The organism is Achromobacter colocynthidis (assembly GCF_057334535.1).
The window spans coordinates 130,733-146,872 of the sequence record NZ_JBHFIZ010000021.1; the positions used below are offsets into that span (position 1 = coordinate 130,733).

A 16,140-nucleotide genomic window follows, 5' to 3' on the forward strand; every position below is an offset into this window, starting at 1 on the left:
CAGGCGTGACCAACGCATACGAAGAATGGGTAGGCCGCGAAGAGGCGCGCACGCAGCGCCTGGACGCGACGGTGGTGCAGGCCATGGCGGCCACGCTGGATCTGGACAGTGCGCCCGGCGACGGCGAACCGCTGCCGCCGGGCTGGCAGTGGCTGTACTTCAATCCGACCGCGCGGCGCAGCGGCCTGGGCACGGACGGCCATCCCCAGCGCGGCGGCTTTCTGCCCCCCATCGAATTGCCGCGCCGCATGTGGGCGGGCAGCCGCGTCCGCTACCTGGCTGACCTGCCGATCGGCGCGGAAGCGACGCGGCGCAGCCGCATCGTGAAAGTCGAGAACAAGGTGGGCAAGCGCGGATCGTTGTGGTTCGTGACCGTTGAGCACACCACGCTTTGCGGCGGCGCGGACTGCATCGTGGAAGAGCAGGACATCGTCTACCGCGAGGCCACGCCCGCCGGCACTACCTCGGCCGCCGCCCCGGAACCCTATGCGGGCCAGGCACGCTGGGGCCATGACGTACACCCCGACACGACGCTGCTGTTCCGCTATTCGGCGCTGACCTTCAACGGCCACCGCATCCATTACGACCAGGCCTATGCGCGCAACGAAGAAGGCTATCCCGACCTGGTGGTGCATGGTCCGCTGACGGCCACCCTGTTGCAGCAATTGGCGCTGGCGCATGGCGACGGCCGGGCGCTGGCCAGCTTTGAATTCCGTGGCGTCAGCCCCTTGTTCGTGTCGCGCCCGTTCCGCTTGGAAGGGCATACGAATGAAGATGGTTCGCTGGCGCTGTGGGCGCGCGGGCCAGATGGAGAATTGGCGATGTCCGCCACCGCGACGCTGCGTTGACGGCCAGCGCGATTCCTAAAAAAACGATCAGGAGACAAGAGAAGATGGCACAGCATTTGAGCGGCCCCGCAAGTCTTGAAGGCCAGGTGGCGTTGATCACGGGCGGCGCGGGCGCCATGGGGCGCGCAATATCCAAGGCGTTTCGCGAGGCCGGCGCGCGGGTCATCGCCACGGACCGGGTCGAACAGGAAGAGATCGGCGGCGGCATCGACTACCGCCGCTACGACGTGACCTCGCGCGCTGAAACCGACCAGGTCATCGACAAGATCATCGCGGACTACGGCAAGGTGGACATCCTGGTGCTGTGCGCCGGCATCATCGCCCGCACCTCGCTGGCGGACAGCACGGACGATGAATGGGACGCGGTGATGTCCGTCAACGTGCGCGGCGTGGTGAATCCGGCGCGCAAACTGTTCCCGCTGATGTGCAAGCAGGGCTTTGGCAAGATCCTGGCGGCAGGGTCGATTGCGGCCAAGAACGGCGGCGTGGCCTCGGGCCCGGCCTATGTGGCGTCCAAGGCCGCCGTGCACGGCATGATGCGCTGGATCGCCAAGGCCGGCGCGCCCCACGGCGTGTACGCCAACACGCTGGCGCCCGGCCCGGTCGAGACCGCCATGTGGGCCAGCGTCACGGGGGGCGGCGCGCCGTCGGCCAACGGCACGGTGCCGCTGGGCCGCTACGGCAACCCCGAGGATATCGCGCAGGCGGCGCTGTTCCTGTGTTCGCCGGCTTCCAACTGGATCACGGGCACGTCGCTGGATATCAGCGGCGGCATGTGGATGGACTAAGGCAAGGGACGCCACCATGACTACAGACAAGCATCCCGTGATCGGCTTTATCGGGCTAGGCGTGATGGGCGGCCCAATGTGCCGCAACATGGCGCTGAAGCACCCGGGTGAAGTCATCGCGTTTGACATGAACGCGGACGCGTTTCAGTTGCTGGAAGGCACCGGCGCGCGCCGCGCGGATTCGGTTGCCACGGTGGCGGCGCAGGCGGACGTGGTGTTCCTGTCCCTGCCGGGCGGCCCCCAGGTAGAGCAGGTGTGCGTGGCGCCCGGCGGCCTGACCGACGGCGTGCGCCGACCCGCCGTGATCGTTGACTTGAGCACCACCACGGTGGCGTCCGCCCGGGGCACGGCCGAGCAGCTTGCCGCGCGCGGCGTGGCCTTTGTGGATGCCCCGGTGGCGCGCACCCGCGAAGCGGCGCAGCGCGGCGAACTCAGCATCATGGTGGGCGCGGACCTGGCGCTGTACACGCGGGTTGAACCGCTGCTGCGCTACATCGGATCAGACGTGACGCGCTGTGGCGAGGTGGGCTGCGGCCAGGTGGTCAAGCTGATCAACAACGCGCTGGTGTTCGAGCACACCGTGGCGCTGGCTGAAATGATGGTGCTGGGCGAACGCGCCGGCGTGCAGCCGGAAGTGCTGCTGGACGCCGTATCCAAGGGTTCCGGCGACAGCTTCGTGCTGCGCAACCATGGCCGCAAGGCGATGTTGCCGCGCCAGTTTCCCGACAAGGCTTTTCCCCCCGAATACGTCTTGAAGGACCTGGGCTATGTGCTGGAACTGGCCGCGCAATCGGGCCTGGCGGCTCATGTGGCCGAGCTGGCCCGGCAGTACTACGCAGCCGCCGTCAGCGGGGGATATTCGGGGCGGTACTTCCCATCGGTGATTGAACTGATCGACCAGGGCGGAGGCCCGGCCAAGGCCGAATCTCAAGCCTCCCAAGCATCTCAAGCCTCCCCGGCAGCGTCAGCCGACGCCTTGCCGCCAAGGAGCCGTGCTCATGGATGACCTGATCGGCTTGATCTGGGCGGGCATGGTCAGCGGCTGCCTGTACGCCATGGGCGCGATCGGCATTGTGCTGATCTACAAAAGCTCCAACGTGGTGAACTTCGCGCATGGCAACCTGGCGGGGCTGGCCGCGATCCTGGTGTTCGGCTTCACGGCCGGGCTCTTCGCGAACATGGCCTGGGGCGCCGCCGTGCTGCTGACGCTGGCGATCATGGTGGCGGTGATGGCGGTCAGCTACTTCCTGATTGCGCCGCTGGTTTTCAAGTCGGACTTGACCAGCACCATCGCCACCCTGGGCGTGGGACTGATCGCCCAGGGCGCAACCCAGCTTCTGTTCGGCTCGAACGTGGTGTCTCTGGACTTGCCGCTGCCTGCCTGGCGCGGGCAGATGGGCCCGGTTCACGTCACGGCGTATGACCTGGCCGTGCTGGGCACCACCGCGGTGGCCATCGGCCTGCTGTACCTGCTGATCGAACGCACGCGCATCGGCATCGCGTTCCGGGCGGTGTCGGCCAACCCCTTCGCCAGCCGCGTGTGTGGCCTGAACCTGCGCCGGGTGCATCTGTTTTCGTGGGTGGTGGCCGGCTTGCTTGGCCTGGTTGCATCCTTGCTGATCGTGCCCACTACGTTTTTGTCGTCGACCAGCGTGTCCTCATTCATGCTGCAAGCTTTTGCGGCAGCCGTCGTAGGCGGATTCAACAGCCTGCCGGGCGCGGTGCTGGGCGGCATCTTCATCGGCGTCATCATGAACCTGCTGTCGTTCTACGTGGCCGCCGAATTCAACAACAGCTATCTGCTGCTGACGATCCTGCTGGTGCTTAACGTCTTCCCCAAGGGCGTGCTGGCCATACGCGGAGGTGCCCGTGTCTAGTGTGATGCTATCTACCCGTTCCTTGCCGGCGGCGTCGGTGCCGCAGGGCAGTCAGCCGGTATCCGCGATGCGCCGTTGGTCTTCGGTGATTGGCGTGGCGGGCCTGCTTGCGCTGGCGCTGTTGCCCATGGCCGCGGGCGGCTACTGGACCTATACGCTGGGGCTGTGTTTTGCCAACGCCATCGCGATCATGTCGGTGAGCTTTCTGGTGCGGTATGCCGGAGAGGTCTCCATCGGCCACGGCGTCTTCGTGGCGGCCGGGGCGTACACGGTGGCCTTGATGGAGAAGTACCTGGGCGTGTCGCTGCTGGCCAGCCTGCCGGTGGCGGCGATAGCCGGGGCCGTGCTGGGCCTGGCCTTCGCCTTCCCGTCGCGGTTTTTATCAGGCATCTATCTGGCGGTGGCCACGATGGCGCTGGCCCTGGCCCTGCCCGAAGTGCTGCTGCACTTTTCGTCGGTGACCGGTGGCTATGAAGGCTTGTACGTGAAGCTGGACGCGTTGCCGGGGCTGGCGAAGGAAACCCAGCGCTACTACCTCCCGCTTGCGGGCCTGGTGTTGGTGGCGCTGCTGCTGCGCCAGTTCCGGCGCTCGCGCCAGGCGATGGCCTTGCTGTTGATCCGCACGTCGCCGCACGCGGCCGAATCATTCGGCGTGCGTCGCAGTTGGGCGCGGCTGTCGTGCATGGCCTTGAGCGGCGCCATTGCCGCCATCGCCGGCGCCATGCTGTCGTTCAGTTCGTCCACGGTGTCGCCCAACAGCTTCACGTTATGGACGTCTATTTTCCTGCTGGTCGGGTCGGTGGTCAGCCTGTATTCGCTGGCGGTGCTAGGCAGTTTGCTGGGCGGTCTGTTCCTGACGATGATGCCCTTGCTGCTGGCGGGGGCGGGCGACTGGGTGCCGATTCTGTATGGTTCCGCGCTGCTCATCGTGGTGCTGGGCTTCAATGCGTTGCCCGCCGAAATGCGCGCCAGACTGCACGGAGGCAATCCATGAACGCACACGCCATGGCGGCCGGTGAGGCGCTGATCGTGGAAGACCTGTCGCTGTCGTTTGGCGGCATCCAGGTGCTGCAAGACATCGGGCTGCAATTGAAGGCCGGAGAAATCACGGGCTTGATCGGCCCCAATGGCGCGGGCAAAACCAGCTTCTTCAATTGCCTGACCGGCTTGTATTCGCCGCAGCAGGGCAGCATCAGTCTGGCAGGCCGGCGCTTGGAAGGCGTGCCGCCCAGCGGGCGCGCCGCGCTGGGCTTTTCGCGCAGCTTTCAACATGTGGCCCTGTGCCCCGAACTGACCGTGGCCGAGAACGTCATGGTGGGTCTGGACAGGCAGTCATCGGCCGGTTGGCTCGACGCCTTCCTGCCTTTGCCGCGCGGCAAAGCGGAACGCGCCCACAACCGGGATCGCGCCTTGGCCGCCTTGGAGCGATTGGGCGTGGCGGACGTGGCAGACACCTATCCCTCGCAACTGCCACCCGGCGTGTTGCGCCTGACCGAGATCGCGCGCGCCATTGCCGGCAAGCCCCGCGTGCTGTTGCTGGATGAGCCGGCCGCCGGACTGAATTCCATCGAGACCAGCGACCTGTCCGCCGCGCTGACACGCTTGCGCGCGCCCGATCTGGTGCTGGTCGTGGTTGAGCACGACATGGACCTGATCATGGAAGTCTGCGACACCATTCATGTGCTGAACGTGGGCCGTTTGCTGGCTTCCGGCGAGCCGGCGCAGATCCGGCTGAATCCGGATGTGGTGCGCGTCTATCTGGGAGACGACGATGAATGACACGCCGGCAAGCTTGCTTGAGGTCGACGGCCTGACGGTGCGCTACGGCGCGGGTCCGGTGGTGCATGGCATCGACCTGTCGGTCGGGGCGGCAACCGTGGTGGCCTTGCTGGGCGCCAACGGCGCGGGCAAATCCAGCACGCTGCGTGCCATCGCGGGCCTTGAGCCATCGCAAGGCCGCATCCGGCTGGACGGGCAGGACATCTCGGGTCTGTCCGCCGCGCAGCGCTTTCGGCGGGGCATCGTGTATGTGCCGGAAGGGCGCGCCATCGCTACGGACCTGACCGTGGCGGAAAACCTGATCCTGGGTTCGTACTTCGTGGACGCCCGCACCCGGGCGCGCCGCGAACAGATGGTGATGGATTTCTTTCCCGAAATCGCCGGACGGCGCAATGCGCCCGCTGGCCTGCTCAGCGGCGGCGAACAGCAGATGCTGGCGATTGGGCGCGGGCTGATGTCCGGCCCGCGCCTGCTGTTGTTGGACGAGCCGTCGCTGGGCCTGGCGCCTTTGTTGGTGGCGCGGGTGTACGAACGGCTGGCCGTGATCCAGCGCGAACAGCAACTTGCTGCCTTGCTGGTCGAGCAGAGTTTCCACGTGGCCGCCAAGTTGGCCGTGCAGGCCTGGGTGCTGCGCCACGGCCATATCGTGGGCACGCTGGACGAACAGGCGCTGCGCAGCCGCGAAGGCCGGCAACAAGCCATCGACGCTTACTTGGGCGCGCGCCAGACCGCGCAAGCGGCGGCCCAACCGCCATCGCAAACCCCGTCGCAAACCCAGCCCGCATAGGAAGGACACAGGCATGAAGCAACTGAAGCTGCAAGGCGAAGTCATGGCGACCGGGCTGGCGTTTCCCGAAGGGCCGGTTGCGATGCCGGACGGCAGCGTGCTGGTCGTTGAGATCGCGGGCGGGCGGCTGACTCGCGTGTCGCCTAATGGCGAATTGCGCAAGGTGGCAGACCTGGGCGGCGGCCCCAACGGTGCGGCGCTGGGGCCGGACGGGCACTGCTATGTCTGCAACAACGGCGGTTTCAGTTGGCGCACCGATGATGGGTTCACGCGGCCCACCGGCCCCGCTGCCGATTACGACGGTGGCAGCATCCAGCGTGTGGACATCGCCACCGGCGCGGTCCAGACGCTATACACCCACTGCGACGGCACGCCGCTGCATGGCCCCAACGACATCGTCTTCGATGCGCATGGCGGCTTCTGGTTCACGGACTTTGGCAAGACCTTCGAAGACAAGATGCTGCGCGGCGCCGTGTATTACGCGCGGCTTGATGGCAGCGCCATCCGCCGTGCCGCGCATCCCGTGCTGACGCCCAACGGCGTGGGCCTGTCGCCGGACGGCAGCCGGCTGTATGTGTCCGAAACCGAGACCAGCCGGCTGTGGTCGTACCCCATTCCCGACGCTGCGTCGGCGCCTGGCCACTTGCAACTGGCGGCCTGGCCGTCACCCAACGGCGGGCAACTGGTGCACGGCTTGCCCGGCTTTCAGCGCTTTGATTCCCTGGCGGTGGAAGAGGGCGGCAATGTCTGCGTGGCCACCTTGGTGCGGGGCGGCATCAGCGTGTTTTCCGCTGATGGCGAAGCGCTGGAATTCCACGAAGCGCCCGAAGGCTATTGCACCAATATCTGCTTTGGCGGCAGCGACCGGCGCACGGCGTACATCACGCTGTCGGGCCACGGCCAACTCTTTGCCGCACGCTGGCCGCGAGCCGGCCTGGCGCTGAACGGCTGATTCCCATGACCCTGGACACAAAGGACGCCTTGATGACATCCCGCCCGAGTTCCCGCGCGACTTCTCGCGCAACGGCCCATGCGACTCCGCGCGCAACGACCCATGCAACCTGTCGCACAACGTCCGATACCGCTAGTAGTCGCCGCACCTTGCTGCGCACGGCAATCACCGGCATTTGCGCCTTGGCAGCCGTGGCAAGCATGCCCGCCGCGTTGGCCGCAAGCTGGCCCGACAAGCCCATCCGCATCATCGTGCCGTATGCGCCGGGGCAGGGCGCCGACGTGCTGGCGCGCCTGTTGTCGCAAGACCTGGCCAAGCGCTTGAATCAACCCATCGTGGTCGAGAACCGCGCAGGGGCGGGCGGCAACATCGGGTCGGCCGCCGCCGCCCGCGCCGCCAACGACGGCTACACCTTCTTGCTAGGCACCAACGCCACCAACGCGGCCAACGAATTCCTGTACGCCAACCAGGGCTACGACCCCACCGCCGACTTTACGGGCGTGGCCATGATCGGCTTGCTGCCCATGGTGATCTGCACGTCCGCCGCCGACCTGCCCGCCAATAGCGTGGGCGAACTGATCCAGCGCGCTCGCGCCCGACCCGACACGCTGAACGTCGGCTTGCCCAGCACCACGGCGCAGGTGGTGTTCGCGGAGTTCGTGAAATCGGCGCAAGCGCCGCTTTTCGCGGTGAAGTACAAGGCCTCAAGCCAATCATTGACCGACGCGATGGGCGGGCAGATCCCGCTGGTGATTGACACCGTTACCGCCGCGCGTCCGCATCTGGCCAGCGGCAAATTGCGCGCCGTGGGCATCACGTCGCTGAAGGCTAGCGACATGCTGCCCGGCGTGCAGCCCGTGTCCGAGCAGGGCGTGCCCGGCTTCGACGTTGTGGCCTGGGACGCCTTGTTCGCCCCGCGCGGCACACCCACGCCGATCATCCGGCAAATGAGCGAACAGATCCGTCTGGTGCTGGAGCAACCCGAGATGCGCCGCAAGATGCTGGACATCGGCGTCGAACCCTTGGTGATGCCGCCCGCGCAATTGGATGCATTCGTCAACGATGAACGCCAGAAGTGGGGCGCCATCATCAAGGCTGCTGGCATCCGCATTGAATGAACCTTTGAATAACCCCCGTCTTATCAACCCCTTTTTTTACGTACTTGAAGAATGCATTCTGCATTCTAGCGATAGGTAAAGGAGTCGCAACCGTGAGCAATGTCATGAACCTTCCCCAATCCGATGTCGGCAACGCCCCCGCCGAAGGCCTGATCACCGACGAAGCCATCGCCGCCGCGCGCGCCATGATCGGCTTGCACCTGCGCCCCGAAGGGCCGTACCTGCAAGACGCCACGGCCGACACCTTGCGCAACTGGTGCAACGGTATTGGCGACCTGAACCCGCTGTACCGCGACGCGGGTTACGCGGCGGGCACCCGCTACGGCACCTTGCTGGGCCACCCGATGTTCCCGATGGCATTCGGCTGGTTGGGCCGCACCCGCTGGGGCCTGCCAGGCGTGCACGGCTTCTATGCCGGCAACGACTGGGAACTGTTCCGCCACGTGCGCCCGGGCGATCGCATCACCGCCATTGAACGGGTGGTGGGCGTCGAGGAAAAAGAAAGCAAGTTCTCGGGCCGCCTGGTGCTGCAGTACGTCGAGGCCAGCTACTACAACCAGCGCGGCGAACTGGTTGCCCGCGCCCTGGGCACGTGCACGCGCCACGAACGCAAGGCGGCACGCGACACCGGCAAGTACAAGGAAATCGTCCAGCACGAATACGCCGACGAAGAGCGCGACCGCATCGACCAGATGGTGCTGGACGAGCCGAAGAACATCCGTGGCGCCAACGTGCGCTATTGGGAAGAAGTGCAGGAAGGCGAAGAACTGCCCACGATTGCGCGCGGCCCCTTGTCGCTGATGGACACGATGGGTTTCCTGGTTGGATGCGGACGCGGCCACACGCACGGCGTGGTGTTGCAGGCGGCGGTGAAGCACCCGGGCCATTTCTTCCGCAATCCGGAAGCGGGCGGCGGCGTGGAATACACCGGCATCGGCCATCACCGCGAATCGGTCGCGAAGGAAGTGGGCGTGCCGGGCACCTATGACTACGGCCCGCAACGCTCGTCGTGGATGTGCTCGCTGGTGACCAACTGGATGGGCGACGCCGGGGTCATCAAGCGCGTGCGCACCGAAATGCGGCGCTTCAACATCATGGGCGACACCACGTTCTGCAAGGGCAAGGTGCTGCGTAAGTACGTCAAGGACAACGTCGGCCTGGTCGACATTGAACTGGCCGCCGAAAACCAGCGCGGCGAACTGACCACGCCGGGGATCGCCACCGTGGCGCTGCCGTCGCGCGACGTGCGCCTGCCGGCCTTCCTGGATGGCTCCGGCGTGGACCTTGAATTGCCCGTGACCCGTTGATCCGTTCACCCGTGACCCGTTGAACCGTGACCCGTGGACCGGTGATTCCTTCACTGGTCCGCGGCCGTAACCTTGCGAGACAGCCCTTATGCAGTCCTACGAACCGCAACACACCACCACGCTGCCCTTGTCCGGCTGCCGGGTCCTGGAGCGCTCGAACACGGTCGCGGCCGCCTATGCCGGACGGATGCTTGCCGTGATGGGTGCGCAAGTCGTCATGCTGGAACCGCCCGGCGGGTCGCGGCTGCGGCAGGCGCCGCCGCTGATCGACGACAGCGATGAGAGTGCGCTGTTCGCCTATCTGGCCGTGGGCAAGCGCAGCCTGGAAGCCGATTTGACGCAGGCCGAAGGCCGCGAATTGCTGGCGCGCGAACTGGCGGGGGCAGACATCCTCATCGACGACACGCCCGCGCAAGCGCGCGCGTCACAGGGCTTGTCGCCCGAGCAGATCTCCCGCGACTGGCCCGACCTGGTCCACGTCAGCGTGCTGCCGTTTGGCGCAACCGGGCCAAAAGCCGATTGGGACGGCGAAGAGGTCAATCTGCTGCACGCGGGCGGCGAAGGCTTCCTGCTGCCCAACGGCTTGTCGCACGAGCTGTTCCCGGATCGGCCACCCTTGAAAATCTACGGCCACTTCGGCGGCTACCAGGGCGGCGCGATGGCCGCGCTATGCGCGCTGTCGGCCTGGTGGGCCGTGCCGTCCGGCGGCGGCCAATACGTGGATGTGTCGGTGCAAGACGCGGTCCTCTCCGTGGGCGCGTTTGCCTTGCAACGCCTGGGCGACGGGTCGCTGGAACACCGCGCAAGCCGCCGCTTCCGCTACGGCGGCGTGTTTGAAGCGCAAGACGGCTACATCGAATTGCTGACGCTGGAAGACCGCCAGTGGCGATCGTTGGTGGATCTACTGAGCCAACCAGCCTGGGCAGCGGACCCGGGCCTGCGCGACCCCCTGGAGCGCAGCCGCCGTGGCGATGAAATCAATGGCCATATCCGTGAATGGATGGCGCGCCACACGGTCGAAGACATCGTCCGGCGCGCGCAGGAATTGGGCGTTCCCGCCGCCAAATACCGCTTGCCCGCTGAAGTGATCCAAGGCGAACAGGAACGCGCACGCGGTCTCTTTGCGCCCGCCGTATTGGCCAGTGGCCGCGAGGCCGAGATCTTGGTCGCCCCGTTTCAGTTTCGCTATACCCCATTGCCGCGCGCGGGCGCCGTGCCCGCCTTGAACGAGATGGCACAGGAGGCCACCGCATGAGTCAGGCCCAGGCACGTTCCCCGCAGACCGATCGCCTGCGTGCGCCGCTGGCCGGCGTGCGCATCGCGGACTTCACCATTCACGCAGCTGGCCCGTTCTGCACGCACCTGCTGTCCCAACTGGGCGCCGAGTGCATCAAGATAGAAAGCGCCACCCGGCCCGATGCGTTTCGCAAGCCGCATGCGGTCTATGGCCGCATGTCGGCCGCCACGTTTGATCAGGTGTCGGCCAACAAGCTGTCGGTGCGCCTGAACCTGAAGCAGCCCGAAGCCGTGGCGCTGGCCAAGCGCATCGTTGCGCTATCGGAAGTGGCCGCCGAAAGCTTCCGCCCGGGCGTGATGCAGCGCCTGGGGCTGAGCTTTGAGGCGCTGCGCGAGGCCAAGCCCGACCTGGTCTTGCTGTCCCTGTCGTCCTGCGGCCAAAGCGGCCCCGACTCGCACTTTGCAGGCTACGCACCGCTCTTTGGCGCTTGGGGCGGCTTGGGGTGGATGAGCGGATACCGCGACGGCCCGCCCGTAGAAATGCGCCACGTCATGGACCACGCGGCCGGCGTGCATGCGGCGCTTGCCACCCTTGCCGCTTTGCACCAGCGGCGCCGCACCGGCCAGGCGCAACATGTGGACCTGGCCGCGCGCGAGGTGGCATCCGCCATGATCGGCGACGCGCTGGTGCTGGCCAGCCTGGGCATCACCCCCGAACGCCCGGGCAATGCGGACCTGGACATGGCGCCGCATGGCGTGTATCCCACATCGCAGCCCGACCGCTGGCTGACACTGGCCATCCGCAACGACGCCGAATGGCAGGCATTGGTACGCACGTTGGGGCAGGGCGAGGGCAATAGCAGCACCAACAGTAGCGGCAACGGTGCTGGATATGCCCGCTACGCCACGGCCGCGTTACGTCGGCAGCACAGCCAGGAACTGGACGACATGTTGACGCGGTGGTTGTCGACCTGTGATGCGGACGCCACCGCCGAACGCTTGCAGCAAGCCGGCGTATGCGCCCACGTCTCGTGGACGATGCAGGACGTGGCGTCGGACCCGCACCTGAGCGCGCGCGGCGCCGTCACCACCGTGCAGGCGCCAGACATCCCCGCCCGTTTGGCGGTTGGCGCACCCGCCCGCTTCAGCGGGGCGGACCAGGTCGGCATCCGGCGCTTGACCCCCGCCCTGGGCCAGGACGAGGATTATGTTTTCGGAGAGCTGCTGGGGCTTGGTGCACAGCAGCGCGCCGACCTGGAAAGGCGCGAGGTCATTCTTTAACGAGTCCCCACCTTTTTTGCGCCATTCAACGCAGCATGAACAAACACCCCTGATTTAAAGGAGTCATCAATGAAGGAAGCCATCTACCTAGTGCTGGACATGGAAAACGATCTGGTCCACGCCGACGGACCGAACGGGCGCGCCGCCTACGGAGAGCAGGTGCGCAGCCGCGCCATCTTGGAAAACACCCGCCACGCACTGGACAAGGCCCGCGCCGCCGGCCTGCATATCGGTTTCGTGCGCGTGGGCTTTTCGCCCGACTACCGCGAATGCCCGCCCCATTCCCCCATCTTCTCGGGCGCGCGCAAGAACGGCATCTTCAAGCTGGGCGAGTGGGGCACGCAGGTGCATCCCGACCTGGGGCAACAGCCGGGCGACTTTGACATCATCAAACACCGCGTCAGCCCCTTCTACAGCACCACGTTGGAAGCCGTCTTGCGCGCGCATGGCATCAAGCGGATCTACTGCTCGGGCATCTCCACCAACGCCGTCGTGCAGGCCACCGTGCGCGACGGGCATGACCGCGACTACGACATGGTGGTGCTGGAAGACTGCTGCTGCGGCCTCAGCACCGAAGAGCACGACAACGCCATCAAAAGCCTGCAACGCTTCTGCAGACTCACCAATTCCAAAGATGTGGTTTTCGAATGAGGCGCCTGTGAACGCTCCCCCGCGCAGCCTGTTGTTTGTACCGGGCGACCGCCCGGACCGTTACGCCCGCGCCGCGTCCAGTGGGGCGCACGCGGTCATCCTGGACCTGGAAGACGCCGTCGCGCCCGCCGCCAAGGCACAAGCGCGCATCGACGCGGCCGCCTGGCTGGCCCAAGGCGGCCAGGCCATCGTCCGCATCAACGCCGCTGACACCGACTGGTATCAGGATGATCTGCAAGCCGTGCGCGCCGCGCCCGGCGTGGGCATCATGCTGCCCAAGGCCGACGCCCACACCGTGGCGCACACCTTGCTGGCCTTGCCGGGCAGGCCCATCATCGCCTTGCTGGAAACCGTGCGCGGCTATATGGACCTGCACGCCGTCGCGCGGCAGGCAGGCGTTGAGCGCATCGCCTTTGGCAGCGTGGATTTCGCCGTGGACAGCGGCATCGCCGACGAGGCCGACGCCATGACCGCCATCCGCACCGACATCGTGCTGGCCTCCCGGCATGCCGATCTGGCGCCGCCCATCGATGGCGTCAGCCTGGAATTCAACGACCCCGACCAGATGCTGGCCGATGCTCGGCGCGCGCGGCAGCTTGGGTTCGGCGGCAAGCTGTGCATCCACCCCCGCCAGGTCGCCGCCGTCAATGCCGCCTATTTACCCACCGCCGACGAACAAGCCTGGGCCCGGCGAGTGCTGGCCGCCTTCGACGCCAGCAATGGCGCCGCCACCGCCCTGGACGGAAAAATGATCGACAAACCCGTCGTCGAACGCGCCCGCCGTATCGCCGCGGAATCCCAGGGTGCCGCCATGGCTTAACGGTTAGAATCTGCCCCATAGGGGCTTCGCGGCCTGTAATCAGGGTTTTACCCAGGCGGGTTTAATCCAAGGTTTAACCGGCAAGTCCGGGCCACTCAGGCTTAATAAATGGAATACCGTACGAAAGAGGAACAAGTCGCGGATTACTTGCGAGAGCGCATTATCTCGGGCGTATTTCCGCGCGGGTCACGCTTGAAGCAGGCCGAGATCGCAGAACAACTGAAGCTCAGCATCACGCCGGTGCGCGAGGCGCTCAAGCTGCTGGAAGCCGAAGGCTATATCAGCGGGGATTCCTACCGAGGCGCACGCGTCGTACCGTTCGATGCCGGCGCATCCGCCGAAATCCTGCAACTGCGTTTGTTGCTGGAATCCCAATTGGTGCGCGCCGCCGTCGAACGAATCACCACGCAAGACATCACCGAACTGCGCGTGCTGGCCAATGACTTCGCCAAAGCCTTCGAAACCGGCGACCGCGCCATTGCGCGCGGCATCAATTACCGCTTCCACCGCCAGCTCTACGACATTGCGCAGTTGCCGCAAACCTTGCACTTCGTGCAGATCCTATGGGCGCGTTACCCGTTTGATTTGATCAATTCCGCGTCGAATCGCGGCCAGGATGCGGTGCGGGAACATGAAGAGATCCTGCAAGCGTTCGCCTCGGGCGATGCGTCAGCGGCAATGCTGGCGATGCGCAAGCATATTGAGTCGGGGTGGACGGTGTTGAAGTCGCTGAGCGGGGCGGCTGATTAGTGGCGTTGTCGTCGACGCAGTCAGCGGCTTGGTCGGTCACCGGGTCAGCAGCCTAGTCAGCAGCACGCCACGACTTGCGCCGCGAGGCTTTCGGCTTGGGCGCTACCCCCATGCGCGGGTCCCGATCCAATGCCAGTCTTACCAACGTAGCGGCGCGGGACTCAAACGCTTCGTCGGTCTGCGGCAGGTACAGCCATTTACCCAACTCCGGATGCACCAACAGCCCGGGCACCTCCGCCATCAACGCCGCATGGTGCTCGCGCGATGTACACACCATGACCCCGTTCCAGGGCGGTTCACGGTCAGCAACCACCAGATACAGCGACTCATCCAGATACGCCGCATCGCAGCCGAACATCTTGCGACGTTGGTAAGCGGCGTCACGTTCCATGGGCTCCAGAATCCATGACAGCGAATTCACGCGGGCAGGGGAGCGCTTGCGAGGCGGCGCGAAGAGATCGGACGAGGGTGATGACGATTTACTCATGTCGGCAAGTTTAGGCGGACAGGGCGATATCGTTCACCTGGAATTTTTCATTTAGACTTTCGAGGTTTGCCCACGAATTGCAAACCGTTAACCCCGGAATTCGCCAAGCGCATCCCCCATGTCTGAACACCACCAATTCATTTGCCCACGCGATTTTCACCTGCCGCCGCCCGATTGGCAGGCCCTGGAAGCGCAACTGCTGAAAGGCGGGTACGTGCTTGAGCCGCGTGGCCGGCAAGTTCCGTATCGCGCCATCATCAACCTGGGGTTTGGCGTGGCCGGCCTGAATGAAGGCTCATATCAAAACCCGGAACCCGTGGGCACACCTGGCGACTTGCTTGCGAGATACGTGCAGGCCGGCCATCTGCCCGCCAACCTGCCGATTCGGCACGACGCAACCATCGAAGAAACGCTGAGCCTGCTGGCGCAACATGGCATTACGCCTGACCCGCTATACGACGATTACGAAAACAGCGACTGGCACAGCCCGCAATACTGCCTTGGCCCCGCCGCGCGCCCCTACCTAAGCGCCGAGACCCGCGAGGCCTATGACGCAGACCCCAGGAATTTTCCGTTAATGCTGCTGGCATTCAACGGCCCGAACCCCAACGTCGCGGTTGGTGAAAACCTGTCCGTACCATGCCTGCCCGGTTCCGACGAACCTTTGGAATCGCTACCGCCATTTGATTCGCACGTGGATTTCATCGGCGCGGCGTATGAGGACCCGGCTGCGCAATGGCATAGCGAGGCAAATGGTTGTGCCTACCGCATCCTGGAACTGGACTGGCGCTATAGCCTGGCAATGGGATTTCGGATGGTGCGCATGGAATGGCTGGATGAAGAAAGCGCGCGCGGCATCGCCAGGCTGATTGGCGAATTGACCGGCCAGGCGATGGTGTGTAGCCATCGGCATTTGTGATGGTCGGCGGGGAGAAGCGCTGCGGTCATTGCGGCGTTCAATTGCCGAGATAACTGGCAAGAAGTTTGTACGTGTAATGTGCTGAACGGGGGGGAGACGGGACGGCAGTTTCGATTTCGGTGAAGTTGGGCGTGACGCTAAAAGTAGGACTCTTTCACGGTCTTTATGGGCGGTTATTGCGGGTGTTTTTGGGTGTCGACGGTCTATGATTGCTGTTCGTATCGAACAGCAATTTGACCTTTTGATGTGGCCCAAAGCAGAACGGATTTCGTTGCCGTTCAAGTGCTAGTCCAAGCGAAGGTCGATCCAGGAGTCGAGCCATGATCAAGCGCGATGAATTCCTCGCTTCAGAAATTCGAGAGTTGGAGAAAATGCTGGAGGACATCCCTGCGTCAGCGGCGATACAACGCATCTCCATTCATAATCGTTTGAAGACAGTTCGTGCTGCGCTCGAGCGGGAGCGCGCTTCCTCACAATAAAAGTCAACGTGGGCGAAGGCGTACTCGGCGCGCTGAACGCGCTTCCCGATTGGCGCGGTAA

18 protein-coding genes are annotated in these 16,140 nt (G+C 65.1%); 17 read left to right on the forward strand and 1 reads right to left on the reverse strand.

Translation table 11 applies throughout. From position 1 onward, the window contains the following. Positions 1-5: 5 nt before the first annotated feature. From ACE04A_RS06755 to ACE04A_RS06825, 15 genes are all read left to right on the forward strand, one after another. A complete protein-coding gene (locus ACE04A_RS06755; RefSeq protein WP_448716088.1) occupies positions 6-848 on the forward strand; it encodes an HTD2 family dehydratase in 843 nt (280 codons plus the stop codon). Positions 849-892: 44 nt separating this feature from the next. Further along, positions 893-1,636, forward strand: coding sequence for an SDR family NAD(P)-dependent oxidoreductase (locus ACE04A_RS06760; RefSeq protein ID WP_448716089.1), 744 nt, complete (start codon positions 893-895; stop codon positions 1,634-1,636). Between the two features lie 16 nt (positions 1,637-1,652). Then, a complete protein-coding gene (locus ACE04A_RS06765; protein ID WP_448716090.1) occupies positions 1,653-2,642 on the forward strand; it encodes an NAD(P)-dependent oxidoreductase in 990 nt (329 codons plus the stop codon). Then, positions 2,635-3,513 carry a branched-chain amino acid ABC transporter permease gene (locus tag ACE04A_RS06770; RefSeq protein ID WP_448716091.1) on the forward strand — a complete coding sequence of 293 codons (879 nt, stop codon included), beginning with the start codon at positions 2,635-2,637 and terminating at the stop codon, positions 3,511-3,513. Before ACE04A_RS06765 ends, ACE04A_RS06770 begins: the two co-directional genes overlap by 8 nt. Then, positions 3,506-4,507: a branched-chain amino acid ABC transporter permease gene (locus ACE04A_RS06775; protein ID WP_448716092.1), complete on the forward strand. Its 1,002-nt coding sequence runs from the start codon at positions 3,506-3,508 to the stop codon at positions 4,505-4,507. The genes ACE04A_RS06770 and ACE04A_RS06775 overlap by 8 nt, the downstream gene beginning before the upstream one ends. Continuing rightward, positions 4,504-5,292 carry an ABC transporter ATP-binding protein gene (locus ACE04A_RS06780; protein WP_438857854.1) on the forward strand — a complete coding sequence of 263 codons (789 nt, stop codon included), beginning with the start codon at positions 4,504-4,506 and terminating at the stop codon, positions 5,290-5,292. Before ACE04A_RS06775 ends, ACE04A_RS06780 begins: the two co-directional genes overlap by 4 nt. Then, positions 5,285-6,079, forward strand: a complete 795-nt coding sequence (locus tag ACE04A_RS06785; RefSeq protein WP_448716094.1) for an ABC transporter ATP-binding protein — start codon at positions 5,285-5,287, stop codon at positions 6,077-6,079. The genes ACE04A_RS06780 and ACE04A_RS06785 overlap by 8 nt, the downstream gene beginning before the upstream one ends. Positions 6,080-6,092: 13 nt before the next feature. Continuing rightward, a complete protein-coding gene (locus ACE04A_RS06790; protein ID WP_448716095.1) occupies positions 6,093-7,031 on the forward strand; it encodes an SMP-30/gluconolactonase/LRE family protein in 939 nt (312 codons plus the stop codon). Between the two features lie 200 nt (positions 7,032-7,231). Beyond that, the gene (locus ACE04A_RS06795) at positions 7,232-8,149 is read left to right on the forward strand and encodes a Bug family tripartite tricarboxylate transporter substrate binding protein (protein ID WP_485819972.1); all 918 of its coding nucleotides are present in this window, start codon (positions 7,232-7,234) and stop codon (positions 8,147-8,149) included. 104 nt (positions 8,150-8,253) lie between these two features. Then, positions 8,254-9,456 (forward strand): FAS1-like dehydratase domain-containing protein, encoded by a 1,203-nt coding sequence (locus ACE04A_RS06800; protein WP_259246531.1) that lies wholly within the window; start codon positions 8,254-8,256, stop codon positions 9,454-9,456. Positions 9,457-9,544: 88 nt separating this feature from the next. Beyond that, positions 9,545-10,711, forward strand: a complete 1,167-nt coding sequence (locus ACE04A_RS06805; RefSeq protein WP_485819973.1) for a CaiB/BaiF CoA transferase family protein — start codon at positions 9,545-9,547, stop codon at positions 10,709-10,711. After that, entirely contained in the window at positions 10,708-11,973 is a 1,266-nt protein-coding gene (locus ACE04A_RS06810) for a CaiB/BaiF CoA transferase family protein (protein ID WP_448716098.1), read from the forward strand. The genes ACE04A_RS06805 and ACE04A_RS06810 overlap by 4 nt, the downstream gene beginning before the upstream one ends. A gap of 69 nt (positions 11,974-12,042) precedes the next feature. Next, positions 12,043-12,624, forward strand: a complete 582-nt coding sequence (locus ACE04A_RS06815) for a cysteine hydrolase family protein (protein WP_448716099.1) — start codon at positions 12,043-12,045, stop codon at positions 12,622-12,624. A gap of 7 nt (positions 12,625-12,631) precedes the next feature. Further along, positions 12,632-13,444, forward strand: coding sequence for an HpcH/HpaI aldolase/citrate lyase family protein (locus tag ACE04A_RS06820; RefSeq protein WP_448716100.1), 813 nt, complete (start codon positions 12,632-12,634; stop codon positions 13,442-13,444). A gap of 108 nt (positions 13,445-13,552) precedes the next feature. Further along, complete coding sequence (locus tag ACE04A_RS06825) at positions 13,553-14,194, forward strand: GntR family transcriptional regulator (protein WP_438857860.1); 642 nt, start codon at positions 13,553-13,555, stop codon at positions 14,192-14,194. A gap of 52 nt (positions 14,195-14,246) precedes the next feature. Here ACE04A_RS06825 and ACE04A_RS06830 read toward each other — a convergent pair whose 3' ends face one another. Then, positions 14,247-14,585, reverse strand: a complete 339-nt coding sequence (locus tag ACE04A_RS06830; RefSeq protein WP_448716101.1) for a hypothetical protein — start codon at positions 14,583-14,585, stop codon at positions 14,247-14,249. A 214-nt stretch (positions 14,586-14,799) separates the two neighbouring features. Here ACE04A_RS06830 and ACE04A_RS06835 point away from each other — a divergent pair, with 214 nt between their 5' ends. Then, positions 14,800-15,600, forward strand: coding sequence for a hypothetical protein (locus ACE04A_RS06835; protein WP_448716102.1), 801 nt, complete (start codon positions 14,800-14,802; stop codon positions 15,598-15,600). Positions 15,601-15,920: 320 nt separating this feature from the next. Continuing rightward, complete coding sequence (locus ACE04A_RS06840; RefSeq protein ID WP_391432194.1) at positions 15,921-16,079, forward strand: hypothetical protein; 159 nt, start codon at positions 15,921-15,923, stop codon at positions 16,077-16,079. Positions 16,080-16,140: the final 61 nt, after the last annotated feature.